Source organism: Pseudomonas sp. SAR267 (assembly GCF_052077595.1).
GTDB lineage: Bacteria > Pseudomonadota > Gammaproteobacteria > Pseudomonadales > Pseudomonadaceae > Aquipseudomonas > Aquipseudomonas vlassakiae.
The window spans coordinates 5,166,321-5,182,582 of sequence record NZ_JBQIHU010000001.1; the positions used below are offsets into that span (position 1 = coordinate 5,166,321).

Here is a 16,262-nt window from a genome sequence, read left to right on the forward strand (position 1 = left end):
AAGCCAGGCTCGCCTGGCTTTTCCATTATGGGCGCATGACTACGCCCACTCCCTACACCGCCATTACCGCCGCCCACTGGCAACCTGCGCTCGGCACCGCCGGTGAGGTGGTCCAGGGCCTGCACGATATTGACCAGGCCATTCGCATCATCCTGACCACGCCCAAGGGCAGTGATGCCCATCGCCCCGAGTTTGGCAGCGACCTACACCTCTATATTGACTGGCCGCACGACCGTGTTACGCCGTACCTGGTGCGTGAGACGGTTGAGGCAATCCGTCGCTGGGAGACTCGTGTTGCAGTTGTCCAGGTGCAGGTGCTGATAGAGGAAGCGCACCTAACCTTGCGGGTGGTCTGGCGTGTCGCTGACGGTGTGGCGCAGACGACCGAGGTGCCATATGCGCGAGCTGCCTAAGCCTGAGTTCGTCAAGATTGACCCGGCAGCGGTGGAGGCAGACCTCATCGCTCGCTATGAAGCGAAATCCGGCAAGACCTTGTATCCCGCGCAGATCGAGCGCCTGTTCATCGATCTGATTGCCTATACCCGCTCTCGCGTGGATATGTCGATCCAGAACGCTGGTGAGCAGTTGCTCGTCCGGTTCGCCAGAGGAGTGATCCTTGACTATCTGGGCGAGCTGGTTGCCACCCCACGTCTGTTGGCGCAACCCGCTCGCTGCCAGATCCGCTTCAGTCTGCCAACAGTCTCGACTCAGCCGGTGTACATCAGTGCTGGTACACGGGTAAGCACGCAAGACGGCAAGTTGACCTTCACGACAGATCGGGAAGTGTCGATTGCTGCCGGGCAGCTCAAGGCAGATGTTGCCGCAACCTGCCTGACTCCAGGTACACAGGGTAATGACTGGGCTCTCGGCCAGATCAACGTCATCAGCAACACTCCCGCTGCAGGATTGGTGGCCAGCAACATCACGATAACCGCCGATGGCGCTGAAGACGAAGAGGATGACCGCTACCGCGAGCGGATCATCCTGGCGCCAGAAGCATTCAGTAACGCCGGCAGTCGCGGTGCTTATCGCTACCATGCGCTTGCTGTGCACCAGTCAATCATTGACGTCGCCGTCCATGGACCTGACGAAGGGCAGCTTGATGGCCATGTCGCGTTGTATCCCCTCACCAGCACGGGATTACCGTCGGCCGATCTCCTGGAGCAGGTGAAAGCTCGTGTGAGTGGCGAAAAAGTACGCCCCCTCTGTGACACCGTGCATGCCCTAATGCCGGTCGAGATCCCGTTTACCATCAAGGCCCGACTGACGTTCTACGATACCGCTGAGCAGAGCACGACCTTGGCTGCAGCACAGGTCGCGGCCGAGGCCTATGCAGCCGACAGACGATCCAAGCTCGGTCTCGACCTGGTGCGTGAGCAGTTGACTGCTGTCCTGCAGGTTGCCGGTGTGTATCGCGCCGATCTGGAGCTGCCCGCTGCTATGCAAGAGCTTCAGGGCAATGAATGGGCTAACTGCACAGACATCCAGCTGATCCCTGCGGGGGTGGCCTTTGGCTGAGCAGCAACTACCACCAGTCCTGGCGAGCGATGAGCGATTTGCGCTGCTCGCCGCACTCCTTGACGAGACCATGGCCGAGGTCGACCTGGATGCAATGCTGGTGTACCTGGTGGACCTTGTTAAGCCGACCCTTCTGCCAGTTTTGGCAGATCAATTCTCCATGCTTGATGAGGCTGCCTGGCTGTTGGCGGAGTCTGTGGACGCCAGGCGCAACCTGATCAAAGGCGCTGCTGAACTGCACCGGTATAAAGGAACGCCCTGGGCAGTACGCGAAGTCATTCGGCTCTTGGGCTTTGGCGAAGTCACAATCCAAGAAGGGCTTAGCGGACAAGTCAGGAACGGTTCAATCCGTAGAGATGGGAGTCATGTTCATGGTGATCCTGGTTCCTGGCCCTGTTATCGAGTGTTTTTGAATCGCTCCATCACAAACGACCAAGCCGTTTTGGTTCGGCGCTTGCTCTTATCGGGGGCTCCAGCACGGTGCCGCCTTGTTTCACTTGATTACACCGCAGTCGCGATCCGCCACAACGGTCGCGCATCACGCAATGGCCAATACAACCGAGGGAGTAGCTGATGGCAGACCTACCAGAAGTGGATGAGTGGACACCGGGCATTTACCAGTTGGAGACGTCTGACCCAGTGCTAGGCGGTCCTGATGGTATTGATAACCTTCAAGGGAAACAGCTTGCGAGCCGAACGAGGTGGCTGTTCAACGCGCTGCAGAAACTGGTGAACGGTGTGACCATTGTAGGCAAAGCCGCTCGCCTGGAGACGGCCCGCGTGCTCAAATTCAAAGGAGCAGCCAGCGGAAACGGAAGCTTCGATGGGAGCAGCGACATTGAAATAACCCTGACGCTGCCTAATACGGGAGTTGCAGCCGGCGCCTACAGCAAGGTGACCCTCAATGAAAAAGGGTTGGTCATCAGCGGTAGCAACCCCACCTCGTTGGCCGGTTACGGGATCACCGATGCGCTTCCGAACTTGAATCCTTTACCTTATGGGAGTCTCGACCTGCATGGCGCCAACTTCGCGCATGTCACGTCCCCTGCTGAGACGTCCCTAGGGCAAAACTGCTACTTCGATGGGACCAACTGGGTCCGACACGATGTAGGTCGGCCTGCTATCAGCGTAGGGCTATCCAACAACAAATTGTCCGTGCTGCGGGTATCCGCCGGTCCTAACCCGATTAACTGGGAAACAATATCGACATCGCTGGACACCTCAAACGCCTTATTCAGCTACCTGAAAGAGGTGCCTACCACGCTTGCAGGCTACGGAATCACCGATGCTGTAAAAAGCGCTGATAAGGCCAGCCAAGAAGATGTCGAGGCCGGTGTCAGCGATAGTAAGTGGGTCACACCCAAGGGCGTTTTTCAAGCACTGGCTAAGGCCATTACTCAAGCAACCGAATTTGCATTCGGATGGGCAAAGATTGCGACCAGAGGGCAGGTTAACGCGGGGACCGACGACAATACGATTGTCACCCCCAAAAAGTTGCGCTTCGGTTTCCTGATCAGCCTCGGTAACACCGGCTTTGTCGCGTTCCCAGAATTTTTGGGGGGCGTCATTTTGCAATGGGGCTCAGCCGCCGTTCCAGGGGGCGCGGAAGGTGCTGACATCGTCATGCCTTTAGCCTTTCCCAATGCGGCTCTTGGGCTTTGGCCGATGTGGTCACAAACCTCCCAAGTGACCAGCACGGCACCGACATTCATGGGGCATTTCCCGAGCACGACGGCCTATCGAATCATGACAAACCAACCCGCAGGAAACTACGGCATCACCTGGATCTCCATCGGATACTGATTATGAAAATGTATTACAGCGACTCCACAGGTGGCTTCTACTCGCCAACTGTGCATACCACCATCCCTGATGATGCAGTAGTTTTAAGCGCCGATGAGTATGGAGCGCTTAAGAGAGGGCTAGAGCAAGGCAAGAAAATCGCGCTGGGAGTAGACGGCCAACCTTGCTTGGCTGATCGCGAGATACCGTACGAGGAGCTGATTGCCAACGAGCGCCTCTGGCGTGACGGGCAACTTCCCAAGAGCGAGTGGTTGACCGCTCGCCATCGTGATGAGTTGGACATGAGTCGATCCACCACTCTGACTGCAGCTCAATACAATGAACTTCTAGCGTACCGCCAAGCATTGCGTGATTGGCCACAGGCCGAGACCTTTCTTGAGGAGGCAAGCCGCCCTCAGGCTCCTGCGTGGATGGCTGAGCATATTGAGTGATCGGAATGCGTCGCATCGCAATTTCGTTGCATATGGTGCAATAGCTTGCGAAGGCATTTATCTCACTTCGAGGTGATTTTTTTCGCGCGGCGCATCAAGAACGCGTAGCTGGCCTTGAGGCTGCCACTGACCCCATGGCTGTCACCCCCACCCATGGCTGCCACCTCGGCCCCGACACTCAGCGCCCCAAGGTTGGCCATCAGGTTGACGCCGCCGGTGAACTGGTCGCGATTGTCGAAGGCCGCCCGCTGCGCGATATCAAGCCCCAGCAAATGGCCTTCGCTGTCGACCTGGCGGTCGCCCAGCACATGCTCGTAACCCACCTCGACGCCTGGCACCAGCTGCCAGCTGCCCATGGCGACTGGCGCGAACGAGGCCTGGAGGTTGGCCACGGCGGTGCGTCGGGTTTGTTTCAGGTCATCGACCTGCAGGGCCAGCTCGCTGCCTTTCTCGGTGAAACCCTCCACCTCAACGCGACTGACCCGCAGCCCCAGGCTCGGCTCCAGCAGCAGGGCGGCGGTGGGCAGGCGATAGCCCAGTGTCAGGCTGCCGCCAGCCAGCGTGCCATGGCTGTCGCCCTTCGCCGTGCCCAGGCCGCCACCGAGCTCACGCTTGCTGGAATAGTCGAGCCAGCCGGCGCTGGCATCGGCGTCGATGAACAGGCCACGTTCCAGGCCATTGGGCGCAAAGCGCGCCCCCAGGCTGAGGAAGGTCAGGTCGGTGTCCGCCTCGCCACCGGCCCCGCCGACATTGCCATTGCTGTAGCCGAAACCGGCATGGGCGCTGAGCTGCTCGGAGAAGCGCTGGGTCAGCCCGACCATCAGCCCCTGGCTGTGCTCGTTGCTGCTGGCCGCGCGGGAGGAACCGTCGGTGCCCAGGTAGCCGGTCAGCGCAGTGCTCCACAGGCGCGACTGGCCGACCTTGAGGTCGGGGCCATCGGCAAACGGCGCGGCCGCACGGTCGATCATCGCCCCCTGGCGCAGCAGGAAGCTGGCGGCGTCGGCATGCACCTGGCCCCCCACGGTCGACTCGACGCCCCCCAGCGTGCCAGCGTCGATGGCTGACTGCAGGTAGTAGTTGTAGGCGCTGTAGGTGCCCGACAACGGGGTGTCCTGCAACTGCCCCAGCAGCTGTGCACCGGCAGCTGCGTTGCCCAGCAGGCCGGCTTCGCCTGGCAGCGTGCCGTAGCGCACCATCTTGCCGCGCAGCACATAGAGGGTTTCTTGCGACAGCCCAAGGCCTGCCTTGAGGTAATTGTCCATGGTCCCGTACTCGGCGGTGACCTCATCCAGCCCAGCCTGCAGATAGCTGGCTTCGACACCGAGCAGCGGCGCGTAGATGGCGGCCATGCTCGCCGGCATGGTCGCCAGCGTCGCCGCCACGCGCGTGGCGGTGTAGTCGTTGGTGGCCAGGTAGTTGTTCATGATGGTCGCTTCGTCGACCCCGGCAATGCTCAGCAGCACGGCCGCGGTCCAGCCGGTGCGGTCCTTGCCTGCGGTGCAGTGGAACAGCGCGGCACCGTCGGCGTTGGCCAGTTCGTTGAACAGCACGCTGAACTGCCCGCGCATGCCGGCATCGCTGACGAAGGCGCGGTTGGTGTCCTGCATCATCGCCCGCGCCTGGGCTGCGCTGGTGAACGAGATGTTGGTGATGTTCGAGCCCGAGGTGGTGCTGCCGATTATGTCGATGTTGGTGTAGCTGGCGCCTGCTGGCAGGGTGTCGGGCGTGCTGGCGATTTCGCTGGGGGTGCGCAGGTCGTAGACATTGCTGATGCCAAGGCCGTTGAGGATTGCGAGGTCGGCCGCCGTAGGGGTCAGGGCGTTGGAGCGGTAGAACACCCCGCTACGCATGACGCCATCATGGCGGGTGGTATAGGCGCTGGTGGTGCCGGCGATATCGCGGAAATTGTCGATGCCGGCCAGTCGCGGCGTGTCGAGTGAGTCGGCGGCATGCGCAGCGGAAACGGCCAGGGTGAGCAGGGACACGGAGCAGAACAGACGTTGCAACACGGAAGTAGCCTCGATCAGGTGCGTTGGGCTGGCTACTGTCGGCGGGCAACATGAAACTGAATGTTACAAGTAGCCGCGCAGCGTAAATGGCTGCGCGTTCTGTCCATTGTGAGCGTTTTTTGGCTACGCCGCCCCCAACAGGCCGGTACAGACCGCGTGGCTCTCCAGGATCCGGGCGTAATCCAGGGCCAGGTTGCTCAACGACAATGCATGCACATCCTCGGCAGGCCAGAGCCGGCCTTGCCAGTCTTGCTGGTCGAAGGTGAAGCAGGCGTCTGCCACGACCACGACATCGAAACCGAGATTGCCTGCCGAGCGCGCCGTGGATTCCACCGAGTTGTTGGTGATGACGCCGGCAATCACCAGTTCGCCGATGCCGCGAACGTGCAGCCAGCGCTCCAGGCCCGAGTTGGCGAAAGCGTCCGGTACATGCTTGTCGAACACCGTTTCGCTGGCCAGTGGTGTAAACGCCGGCTGGAACTCACAGCCCGCCTGGCCTGGCCAGAATACCGAGTCGGGTGAGCGGGACACATGCCGCACATGCACGATGGGCCGCCCGCCCAGGCGCCACGCCGCGAGCAGTTCGCCCATGCGCAATTCGGCCTCAGGGTTGTTGCGTCGGCCCAGGCGTGGGTGATGGATACCGACCTGCAGGTCGATCAGCAACAATGCGGCATTGGCGGCGATAGCAGTCATGCGAGGCTCCTTTGTCTGCGAGCATCTGACCCTAGCACAGGCGACAGAGTGGGAGGCGAGCGGGTCATCTGATCTGCTTTTTTTCCTTGAACCTGAATCTGTAACCGTATCAGCCTGACGCGCACAATGCTGTTCGTCCCTGCTATCACAATGAAGAGGTTCCGATGGGCAAGCTCGCGCTGTTTCTGGGTGGCTTTCTGCTGTTGACCGTTCTGATCGGCTTGTTGGGCACCATTCCGCCAAGCTGATTCTTCTCACCCCTTTCGGCCCGTCTGCCTCGTTGGACGGGCCAGACTGCTGCCAGATCCTGATGGTCCTCCCCCGGCTGCACCGCTGGACGTTGTCTCGGCGATCACTGTGCGATAAGTCCTTAATTGTCCGAGGAAATCTGTCCACAAAAAACGTGGGTAGGTCTGTGGATAAAGTTCTGCAGGCCAGGTAATTTGCGGGCTCTGTTAAATTGAGCAGAAATTGAGCAGCCTCTACCTGGTGCGTTCAGAGGCGGCTGAGCCGGCCTGGCGCAAGGCCAGCAGCAACTCACGCACGCGCGCTGGCAGCTCGCCAGAGGGGTACACCGCGTGCATCTGCGGGTCCTGGCCGGTGCTTGAGGTCAGCCGGTAATCCGCGCATACCCGCACCAGGCGTCCCGCCTTCACCTGTGCTTCTGCCACCCAGTCTGCCAGGCGTGCGATGCCGGCCCCGGCCAAGGTGCTGTGGTACACCGCGTCGCCAGAGCCCAGGCGCAAGCGCGGATGAGGGCGCAGGCTGGTGATCTGGCCGTCACGGCAGAAATGCCAGGCTTTGAGGATGCGCGGCGCGGTGTGCAGGATCAGGGCATGCTGGTCCAGCTGCTCGGGCCGTTCCGGCATGCCGGCGCGGGCGACGTAGGCCGGGCTGGCATACAAGTGGCGGTGATAGCGCCACAGTGGGTACCCAATCAGTTCGCTGGACTGCGCAAAGGCGCCGCGGACCACGAAATCGAACTTGCCGTGCAACGGGTCGAAGGCGGCATCGCCGTATTGCACGTCGAGGGTCACTTGCGGATGGCGCTGGCTGAAACTGGCCAGCACACCCGGCAATACGTGCTCGCCGAGCAGTTGCGGCGCGGCAAAGCGCACCCAGCCTTGCGCAGTACCTGTGAGCGCAGCCAGTTCATCGGCCGCGTCGCGTTGCACATCCAGCAAGCGCTCGGCATGGGGCAGCAGGCGTTCACCGGCTTCGGTTAGCGTAACCGCGTTGGCGTTCCGGTTGAGCAGCTTGCACCCGCTGTTGTCCTCCAGGGTTTGCACCGCGCGGGTTACTGCGCTGGGCGAACGGCCCAGGGTACGTGCGGCGGCGACGAAGCTGCGCTTGTGCGCAACACTGACGAATGCCTGGATTTCGCGCAGCATGTTCAATGCCATGGAGTGCTCTTGATTGCAGTTTTCGCAATGCGGCATTTCAACACACGCGCGCTGGATTGATTAGCCTTGCGGTCTGTTTTCACTGCCAGGACCGCACCATGATGGATATCGCCGTACTTTCTCTGTTCGCTTTCGCTGCCGGCCTGATCGATGCCGCCGTCGGTGGCGGCGGGCTGATTCAGATCCCGGCGCTGTTCAACGTGCTGCCCACGGCGCAGCCGGCGGCGCTGCTGGGCAGCAACAAGCTGGCCTCGGTGTGCGGCACGGCCTTTGCGGCTCGCTCATTCATTCGCAAGGTGACCCTGGACTGGGGATTGATCGTGCCGGCAGCGCTCAGTGCCTTTGTCATGTCGTTTGCCGGAGCGGCCACGGTTTCGCGAGTTCCGCCGAGCGTGATGCGCCCGGCGGTGCTGGTGCTGATCGTGCTGATGGCGATCTACACCTTTTGCAAGAAGGACTTTGGCACCTTGCACAAGCCGGCCAGGATCGGCCGCCGGGAGCAGTGCCTGGCGGTGCTGATCGGCGGTGCGATCGGCTTCTATGACGGCTTGTTCGGCCCGGGCACCGGCAGTTTCCTGATCTTCCTGTTCATCCGCTTCTTTGCCCTCGACTTCCTGCATGCCTCGGCATCGGCGAAAGTGGTCAACATCGCCACCAACCTGGCAGCGCTGGTGTTCTTCGTGCCGTCGGGCAATGTGCTTTACGCCATCGCCCTGCCGATGGCTGCATGCAATATCCTCGGTGCGCTGACCGGGACCTGGCTGGCGGTGCGCAAGGGCGCGGGCTTTGTGCGCGGGCTGTTCCTGATCCTGCTGTGCGTACTGATCGCCAAGCTGTCCTGGGACCTGCTGAACTGACTCAGATGACCTGGCGCTGCGCCTCGGCCTGCTCGACGCGATTGCGGCCATGCGCCTTGGCCCGGTACAGCGCCTGATCGGCGCGCGCCAGCAGGTCGTCCAGGCTCGGCGCGCTCTCGTCCGCCGCGCAGCCAGCCAGGCCAATGCTGACGGTGATCTGCAAGCGCGTATCGCCCTGAGCCGCATGCAGGTCCTGCACGGCGCGGCGCAGACGTTCGGCGGTGAACGTGGCCTGTTCCGGTGGTAGCCCCGGCAGCACCACCACGAACTCTTCACCGCCCAGGCGAGCCAGCAGCGCTTCGTCGTGCAACTGCTCCTGCAGGGTACTGGCGAACTGGCGCAGGACTTGGTCACCGACCGCATGACCATGGCAATCGTTGATCGATTTGAAATGATCGATGTCGAGCATCATCAAGGTCAGCGGCAGCCCATGCTGCTGACGGCTGTCGAGCAGGGCATTGGCGCGCCGGGTAAAGGCACTGCGGCTGAGCAGGCCGGTGAGGTGGTCGATGGTGGCCTGGTGCGCCAGGCGCGCCAGCAGGCTGCGGTTGGCCTGGCTGACGCAGGCGACGACCAGCGGGCCGAGGACCAGCATGGCGATCCCCAGGCGCGCCGACATCAGCGTGGTGACCCCAGGCTCGCTCTGCGGCACGCTGAAATGCATGAGGTTCTGCGCCACCGCCACGATCAGTGTGCTGCCAGCGGTAAGCGCCAGCAACGAAACCAGAAAAGGCGAGTACGTCCAGGCACACCACAGTAGCGCGGCAATCGGAAAGGCAATGGCGCCAGGGCCGCCGAAGGCGATGCTCAAGGCCAGTGAGGCCAGCAGCACCAACAAGGGCGCCAGGCGGATAGCCTGGGCGCCGCTGCGCATCAGTACACGGGTCGAATGGGCGGTGAGCAGCACCGGCAGCACCAGCACACTGGTCGAGAACTGTTCGCTGAACCAGGCCAGCCAGGTGGCCTCCAGCGACTTCTCGAACCACGGTGTAGCCATTACGCAGGCCATGCTGGCCGCCACCACGGCACCCGCTGCGCAGGCGCCGAAAACACTGAGCACGCCATGCGGGGTACGCATCCGTCTATGCAGGCGGGGCAAGCGCGAAAGCAACCACCACACCGTCACCACCACGCCGAGGTTGCACAGGTTGAACCACAGGGCGGGAGCCCAGGCACTGCCACAGGCCAGGTCGGCGGCGACCATGGCCAGCCACACCAGGCCAAAGCCCACCAGGCTGGCCTGGCGCGGGTAACGCAAGAGCACCCCGGCCAGCACCGCATTGACCGGCCAGAACAGTGATAATGATTCGATCGGCCGGGCCAGGATCCCGCCGAGGGTCAGGGCGAAGGTCAGGGCGAACAGGGCAAGGTAGGGCAACAAACGCGATTGTGCTGGAAAAACCATAGGCTCGACCGACAAGCGGAAACGAAATCCAGGACAACGGCTATAAGCACCTGGGGCATTGGCGTGTCAGTGTGTTGGCACCGGGTGCTTGATGTCAATCTGCCGTGTTCGTGCAAGTTGATGTCAAATAGCCTCCAATCCTCGCCATGTTGCCTAAAGACCGAAGAACCAGGGCACCATCAGCACCGTGACCAGCATAACCAGTACGGTGAAAGGCACACCGATTTTGACGAAGTCGGCAAAGCGGTACTGACCCGGGCCGAGCACCAGGGTGTTGACGGGTGAAGACACCGGCGTCATGAATGCTGCCGATGCTGCCAGGGCGACGGTCATGGCGAACGGGTAGGGCGACAGGCCCAGCTGAGTGGCCGTGCTGATCGCCACCGGGGCCATCAGCACGGCGGTGGCGGTGTTGGAGATGAACAGGCCGATGATGGCCGTGACCATGAACAGGCAGGCCAGCATGGCCAGCGGCCCGGCACCGCCCAGCAGGCTGACCAGGCCACCCACGGCCAGGTCGATGCCGCCGGTTTTCTGCAGCGCCTGGGCGAACGGCAGCATGCCGACGATCAACACCAGGCTCTGCCAGTGAATGGCCCGGTAGGCGCTGTTCATGTCGATGCAGCGCCCGGCGCCCATCAGCAGGCAGCCGATCAGCGCGGCGATGACATTGGGTACTGCGCCGCTGACCATCAACCCGACCATCACTGCCAGGCTGACCAGGGCATGGGGTGCACGGGCGCGGGCTGGCGCCACCTGATCGATCTCGGCCGGCAGGCTCAACACCAGAAAGTCCTTTGGCTGGCTCTGCAGCTGGCGCACGGCTTTCCATGGGCCGACCACCAGCAGCGTGTCGCCAAGGCGCAGCTTCTCTTCCACCAGTTGTTCTTCAATGGCCGCCTGCTCGCGGCGCAGGCCAACCACATTGAGGTCATAGCGGGTGCGGAAGGCCAGTTCCAGAATGCTCTTGCCGATCAGCTGCGAGCCCGGCGGCAGCGACACCTCCGCCATGCCCAGGTCCTGCGACTGGTCGATGAAATAGGCGGCCTTGAAATGCAGCGGTTCCAGTTGCATGGTCTGGCACAGGGTGCGCAGGTCGTCGCGTTTGGCGAACAGGTCGAGCAGCAGCACATCGCCTTGCTGCAGGACGGTGCCTGAGTCGGCGGCGATCACCCGGGTGGTGAACTTGTGCTGGCGTTCGATGCCGATGACGTTGGCGCCATGCCTGGTGCGCAGTTCCAGCTCGCCCAGGGTATGGCCGATCAGTGGCGACCTGGGGCGGATGCGCAGGCGCCGTTCGCGGCCGTTGAGCTTGTAGTCAAGCACCAGGTCAAGCAGTGTGCGGCGGCTTTCCACGCGGCCGTCCTTGCGCGTTTCGCCATTGAGCCAGTTGCGGGTCAGCAGCATGTAGCCGATGCCGAGCACCAGCACCACCAGGCCGAACGGGGTGAAGCTGAAAAAGCTGAAGCCGGGCGCGCCATGGCGTACCAGTTCGCTGTGCACCACCACGTTGGGGGGCGTGGCCACCAGGCTGAGCATGCCGCTGATCAGGCCGGCGAAGCTCAGCGGCATCATCAACCGGCTGGGCGACAGTTTCAGGCGCGTGGCAATGCTGAGCACTACCGGGATGAAGATCGCCACCACGCCGGTCGAACTCATCACCGAGCCCAGCCCGGCCACCGAGACCATCAGCAAGACCAGCAGCCGTGCCTCACTGTTACCGGCCTTTTCGCTCATCCATTCACCGATGCGGTAGGCGATGCCGGTGCGTACCAGCCCTTCGCCGATCACGAACAGGGCGGCGATCAGTACCACGTTGGGGTCGCTGAAACCGGCCAGGGCCTGTTCCACGGTGAGGATGCCCGACAGTGGCAAGGCGAGGATCACCAGCAGGGCGACCACGTCCATGCGCGGGCGGTTGATGACGAAGAGGATGACGACGACAGCCAGCAGGCCGAGTACCCAGAGCAATTCCTGGTTCATGGGGCGAGGGTGTTCCTTCACTCAAGGGGGCACGAAAGACAGTAGCAGTCAGTGTGGCAGCTTGCGGTGAAGGTGGTGTTGATGTGCTGCAGGGTTTGCAGCCAAGGGTAAATGAAAAGGGCCGCACGATGCGGCCCTTTCGCTTGACGTCACTCAGTGGCGACGGTGATGGCGGTGCTTGCTGCTGCCACCGTTGTCGCCCAGGTGGTTGCCCAAGGCGCCACCGGCCGCGCCGCCCAGACCTGCACCGATGGTAGAACCGGTCCTGCCACCTACTGCGCCACCCAGCAGCGAGCCGCCGGCCGAGCCCAGGCCACCGCCAATGGCGGCTTCGGTACGGTTGCCTTTCTTCGCCGCTACTGCACTACCGGCGGCACCGCCGAGACCGGCGCCGATGGCTGCGCCAGTGCGGCCGCCCATCTGCTGACCGACAACGTTGCCCAGGACACCACCCAGGCCACCGCCAATGGCGGCAGTACCGTCACCGGCGAAAGCGCCCTGGCACAGCAGCAGGCCAAGGGCGAGGGAAGGTAGAGTCAGACGCATGATTGGAACCTCAGAGGAATCATCAGGTTAAGGTGCCGCACGGATGGGCGGCGGGCCAGGGTAGGGAAGACGCTTCAACGATCGTAACGGTCACTGCGCCATTGGCGGTCGTCGTCATCGTCGCGATCGTGCCGGTGGTGGTGACGGTGGCCGCGGTCGTCGTCGCGCCAGCCGCCGTCATCACGGTAGTGGTGGTGATAGCAGCCCGACAAAAGCAGGATAGCGGCGATCAGTGAAAAGCTTGCAAAGCGGGTCATCTCGATTTAGGTCCTTGATCCGCATAGGTTTACGGGACACTAACTGAGACTGGAATCGATCCATTTGGTTTCCTTGACCCGCAAGATTTTGCTGCGCAAGCGATGAATGGCGCTCAGGAGGCAGGGTGGATGGCAAGCACTACGCCATTAGTCGTCTGAACCAGCACATAGTGATCCCCCATGCGCACCCAGTGGCTTTCCTTTTCCGGTGCGGGCAGGCCCTTGGCTTTCCAGTCGCTCAGGGCCGCATCGTCGCGTTTGTATTGGTCGGGCGCCTTGTCGCCGACCTTGAGTTCGCGGTTATGGGTTTCCGGTGCCTTGACGCTTTCTTCGGCCGAAGGGGCAGCCAGGGTCATCATCGGCAGGCTGGCCAGCAGTAGTGCAGGCAGAAGGTGGTTGGTTTTCATGGCAATCTCCTTGAGGGGTATGTAACAGATGCGACAGCGGCCCGCTTGGGACAATTCACTTGCGGTGCTAGAGTCGCTTTCTTTTTTGCCCCGAGGATGGAACATGCGAGCAATTCTGCCGATGGCTGCGGCGCTGGTGTTGGTCGGTTGCGCGAGCGCGACCATGGATGCGGCACGCGCTGGCAAGCCGACAGCCCAGCTTGACTCGCGCAAGGCGCCGGAGCTGGTGGCCCAGTGCATCCAGTTCAGCTGGCAGAAAGAGGAAGTGTTCGGCGACGACGCCAGCGGCTACCTGGAACCGCGCAAGCAGGGTGGGTTGACGGTTTATACCCGCGAGGCGGAGTCGTTCGTGGATGTGTACCCGCAGGCGGGTGGGACGCGGGTGGATTACTATGCGCAGAAGAATGACGGAGTGGCCCTGCAGCGTCGGGCGGCGGCGGCCACCTGTCTGTAACGGCGATGCAGTACCGGCCTCTTCGTGGGCTTGCCCGCTCCCACAAGGCGCTGTGCAGTACCTGTGAGAGCGGGCAAGCCGGCGAAGAGGCCGGCAAGCGATGATCAGGACAGGAAACCACCGTCGACATTCAGCGCGGTACCGGTGGTGTAGCTGGAAGCATCGCTGGCCAGGTACAGCACGGCACCGGCCATTTCCTTGGGGTCGGCCACGCGCTTGAGCGGGATCTGCTGCAGCGCGGCATTGAGGATGGCGTCGTTCTTCACCAGGGCCGAGGCGAACTTGGTGTCGGTCAGGCCCGGCAGCAGGGCGTTGCAACGAATGCCGAACTGCGCGCATTCCTTGGCGAACACTTTGGTCATGTTGATCACCGCCGCCTTGGTCACCGAATAGATGCCCTGGAACAGGCCCGGCGAAACGCCGTTGATCGAGGCGACGTTGATGATGCTGCCACCACCGTTTTCACGCATCAGCTTGCCGGCTTCCACCGACATGAAGAAGTAGCCGCGGATATTTACGTCGACGGTCTTCTGGAAGGCACTCGGGTCGGTGTCGAGCACGTTGCAGAATTGTGGGTTGGTGGCTGCATTGTTGACCAGGATGTCCAGGCGCCCGAACTGTTCACGGATGCCGGCGAACACCTGCTGGATCTGCTCCAGCTCACCAATATGGCAGGCCACCGGCGTAGCCTTGCCACCCGCTGCAATGATCGCCTCCGCCACCTGCTGGCAACCCTCCAGCTTGCGGCTGGAGACGATCACGTGGGCGCCTTGCTGGGCCAGCAGATGGGCAATGGCCTCGCCGATGCCACGGCTGGCACCGGAGACGAAAGCGATCTTGCCGTCGAGGTCGAACAGTTGGGTCTTGGACATGCTGTTTTCCTTGTTGTCTGGCATCAGAGCGTGGACTTGCCGATGACTTGCAGGCTCATCTGCTCCAGCAGCCGGTTCATGTGAATGAACTGGGCGAAGCGTTTGTCCTGGGTCTGGCCGTGGTAGTAGCGGTAGTAGATCTGCTGGACGATGCCGGCCAGGCGGAACAGGCCGTAGCAATAGTAGTAATCGAAGTTGTCCAGGTGGATGCCGGCGCGCTCGGCGTAGTAGTCGACGAACTGGCGGCGCGTGAGCATGCCTGGGGCATTGCTTGGCTGGCGGCGCATCAGTTGCACCGGCGCCGGGTCGCTGGCCTCGATCCAGTAGGCCAGGCTGTTGCCCAGGTCCATCAAGGGATCACCCAGGGTGGCCATCTCCCAGTCCAGCACCCCGATGATGCGCATGGGGTTGTCGGCGTCGAGGATGACGTTGTCGAAGCGGTAGTCGTTGTGCACGATGCCTGGGCGCGGGTGGTCGGCGGGCATCTTCTCGTGCAGCCAGGCGATCACGTTCTCCCAGCGTGGCGCATCGGGTGTCAGGGCTTTTTCGTAGCGGCTGGTCCAGCCCTCGATCTGGCGCTGCACGTATCCTTCCGGCTTGCCCAGGTCGGCCAGGCCACAGGCCTGGTAATCCACTTGATGCAACTCGACCAGGCGGTCGATGAAACTTTTGCACAGGGCCTCGGTGCGGCTGGCGTCCAGGCCCAGCTCGGCGGGGATGTCGGAGCGCAGGATCACGCCCTTGACCCGTTCCATCACGTAGAACTCTCCCCCGATCAGCGACTCGTCGGTGCAATGGACGTAGGCCTTGGGGCAATACGGGAATCCGCTGTTGAGCTGGTTGAGGATGCGGAACTCGCGGCCCATGTCATGGGCCGACTTGGCCTTGTGACCGAAGGGCGGGCGGCGCAACACGAATTCACGGCCCGGGTAACTGACCAGGTAGGTGAGGTTGGACGCGCCCCCGGGGAACTGGCTGATGCGCGGCAGGCCTTCGAGGCCGGCGATGTGGCCCTTCAGATAAGGATCGATGACGGCCGCGTCGAGTTCTTCGCCGGGGCGTACCTGGGTGGACTGGTCGGTGAGCGTCATGCGATTTCCTTATTATCTGGTGCAAGGACTATTGGCTAATCTAATGGCCTGGCGGCAGTGGAACAAGCGTGCCAGGCGCCATATAGGCGAGGGTGTTGCTGGTCGATCACTGCACCGAATGCCAGGCAAAAAAAAACCGAAGCCGGCCAGGCTTCGGTTCTTTGATTCTGCGTTGTGCCCAGCACTCAGGAAGGGAACAGCTCGCTTAGTTTCATCGACAGCATCATGTCGCCTTCGACGCGCAGCTTGCCGCCCATGAAGGCCTGCATGCCGTCGGTTTCACCGCTGACGATGCCTTTCAGGGTTTCGCTGTCCAGCACCAGGGTGCAGTTGGCATCCGGGTTTTCACCTTCCTGGATGTCGCAGGTGCCATCTTTGACGATCAGCGCGTATTGCTTGTTTTCGTCGGTGATATTGAAGCCGAACACCAGGTCCAGGCCTTCAGCAGCCGCTGGGTTGAATTTTGCTTTCATCGCTTCGACGGCTTTAGCTACATCGCTCATGGTGTTTTCCTTGTTAAGTGATATTCG

At 62.1% G+C, this 16,262-nt stretch carries 18 protein-coding genes; 7 read left to right on the forward strand and 11 right to left on the reverse strand.

Going from position 1 to position 16,262, the window contains the following annotated elements; translation table 11 throughout:
- Positions 1-35: 35 nt before the first annotated feature.
- Genes ACTORR_RS24195 through ACTORR_RS24215 form a run of 5 tightly spaced genes read left to right on the forward strand, consistent with a single transcriptional unit; the run spans position 36 to position 3,752 of the window.
- On the forward strand, positions 36-413 hold the full coding sequence (locus ACTORR_RS24195) for a GPW/gp25 family protein (RefSeq protein WP_135001209.1): 378 nt from the start codon (positions 36-38) through the stop codon (positions 411-413).
- Positions 397-1,518, forward strand: coding sequence for a baseplate assembly protein (locus ACTORR_RS24200; protein ID WP_135001208.1), 1,122 nt, complete (start codon positions 397-399; stop codon positions 1,516-1,518). Before ACTORR_RS24195 ends, ACTORR_RS24200 begins: the two co-directional genes overlap by 17 nt.
- Positions 1,511-2,092, forward strand: coding sequence for a phage tail protein (locus ACTORR_RS24205; RefSeq protein WP_135001207.1), 582 nt, complete (start codon positions 1,511-1,513; stop codon positions 2,090-2,092). The genes ACTORR_RS24200 and ACTORR_RS24205 overlap by 8 nt, the downstream gene beginning before the upstream one ends.
- On the forward strand, positions 2,092-3,321 hold the full coding sequence (locus tag ACTORR_RS24210; RefSeq protein ID WP_135001206.1) for a gp53-like domain-containing protein: 1,230 nt from the start codon (positions 2,092-2,094) through the stop codon (positions 3,319-3,321). The genes ACTORR_RS24205 and ACTORR_RS24210 overlap by 1 nt, the downstream gene beginning before the upstream one ends.
- A 2-nt stretch (positions 3,322-3,323) precedes the next feature.
- Complete coding sequence (locus tag ACTORR_RS24215) at positions 3,324-3,752, forward strand: phage tail assembly chaperone (protein WP_135001205.1); 429 nt, start codon at positions 3,324-3,326, stop codon at positions 3,750-3,752.
- 62 nt (positions 3,753-3,814) lie between these two features.
- Here ACTORR_RS24215 and ACTORR_RS24220 read toward each other — a convergent pair whose 3' ends face one another.
- The 3 genes from ACTORR_RS24220 to ACTORR_RS24230 all read right to left on the reverse strand — a co-directional run bounded on the left by ACTORR_RS24220 (position 3,815) and on the right by ACTORR_RS24230 (position 7,860).
- Positions 3,815-5,761 (reverse strand): tyrosine-protein phosphatase, encoded by a 1,947-nt coding sequence (locus tag ACTORR_RS24220; protein ID WP_441343925.1) that lies wholly within the window; start codon positions 5,759-5,761, stop codon positions 3,815-3,817.
- Positions 5,762-5,884: 123 nt separating this feature from the next.
- Complete coding sequence (locus ACTORR_RS24225; RefSeq protein ID WP_054884921.1) at positions 5,885-6,457, reverse strand: cysteine hydrolase family protein; 573 nt, start codon at positions 6,455-6,457, stop codon at positions 5,885-5,887.
- Positions 6,458-6,939: 482 nt separating this feature from the next.
- Positions 6,940-7,860 (reverse strand): LysR family transcriptional regulator, encoded by a 921-nt coding sequence (locus ACTORR_RS24230; protein ID WP_313365455.1) that lies wholly within the window; start codon positions 7,858-7,860, stop codon positions 6,940-6,942.
- A 98-nt stretch (positions 7,861-7,958) separates the two neighbouring features.
- Here ACTORR_RS24230 and ACTORR_RS24235 point away from each other — a divergent pair, with 98 nt between their 5' ends.
- Positions 7,959-8,717 carry a sulfite exporter TauE/SafE family protein gene (locus tag ACTORR_RS24235; RefSeq protein ID WP_262109617.1) on the forward strand — a complete coding sequence of 253 codons (759 nt, stop codon included), beginning with the start codon at positions 7,959-7,961 and terminating at the stop codon, positions 8,715-8,717.
- 1 nt (position 8,718) lies between these two features.
- Here the strand turns inward: ACTORR_RS24235 and ACTORR_RS24240 are convergent, their stop codons facing one another.
- The 5 genes from ACTORR_RS24240 to ACTORR_RS24260 form a co-directional block, all read right to left on the reverse strand.
- Positions 8,719-10,137 (reverse strand): GGDEF domain-containing protein, encoded by a 1,419-nt coding sequence (locus ACTORR_RS24240; protein WP_262109616.1) that lies wholly within the window; start codon positions 10,135-10,137, stop codon positions 8,719-8,721.
- A gap of 138 nt (positions 10,138-10,275) precedes the next feature.
- Entirely contained in the window at positions 10,276-12,105 is a 1,830-nt protein-coding gene (locus ACTORR_RS24245) for an SLC13 family permease (RefSeq protein ID WP_313365456.1), read from the reverse strand.
- Positions 12,106-12,258: 153 nt separating this feature from the next.
- A complete protein-coding gene (locus ACTORR_RS24250; RefSeq protein ID WP_082433539.1) occupies positions 12,259-12,651 on the reverse strand; it encodes a glycine zipper domain-containing protein in 393 nt (130 codons plus the stop codon).
- A 74-nt stretch (positions 12,652-12,725) separates the two neighbouring features.
- Positions 12,726-12,908, reverse strand: a complete 183-nt coding sequence (locus tag ACTORR_RS24255; protein ID WP_054884927.1) for a hypothetical protein — start codon at positions 12,906-12,908, stop codon at positions 12,726-12,728.
- Positions 12,909-13,021: 113 nt separating this feature from the next.
- On the reverse strand, positions 13,022-13,315 hold the full coding sequence (locus ACTORR_RS24260) for an RcnB family protein (protein ID WP_054884928.1): 294 nt from the start codon (positions 13,313-13,315) through the stop codon (positions 13,022-13,024).
- A gap of 103 nt (positions 13,316-13,418) precedes the next feature.
- On the opposite strand from ACTORR_RS24260, the gene ACTORR_RS24265 reads away from it, so the two are divergent.
- A complete protein-coding gene (locus ACTORR_RS24265) occupies positions 13,419-13,769 on the forward strand; it encodes a hypothetical protein (protein WP_054884929.1) in 351 nt (116 codons plus the stop codon).
- A gap of 104 nt (positions 13,770-13,873) precedes the next feature.
- On the opposite strand, the gene ACTORR_RS24270 is transcribed toward ACTORR_RS24265, so the two are convergent.
- The 3 genes from ACTORR_RS24270 to ACTORR_RS24280 form a co-directional block, all read right to left on the reverse strand.
- The gene (locus tag ACTORR_RS24270) at positions 13,874-14,641 is read right to left on the reverse strand and encodes an SDR family oxidoreductase (RefSeq protein ID WP_054884981.1); all 768 of its coding nucleotides are present in this window, start codon (positions 14,639-14,641) and stop codon (positions 13,874-13,876) included.
- 23 nt (positions 14,642-14,664) lie between these two features.
- Positions 14,665-15,732 (reverse strand): phosphotransferase family protein, encoded by a 1,068-nt coding sequence (locus ACTORR_RS24275; RefSeq protein ID WP_054884930.1) that lies wholly within the window; start codon positions 15,730-15,732, stop codon positions 14,665-14,667.
- A 185-nt stretch (positions 15,733-15,917) separates the two neighbouring features.
- Entirely contained in the window at positions 15,918-16,235 is a 318-nt protein-coding gene (locus ACTORR_RS24280) for an SCP2 sterol-binding domain-containing protein (RefSeq protein WP_054884931.1), read from the reverse strand.
- Between the last annotated feature and the right edge of the window lie 27 nt (positions 16,236-16,262).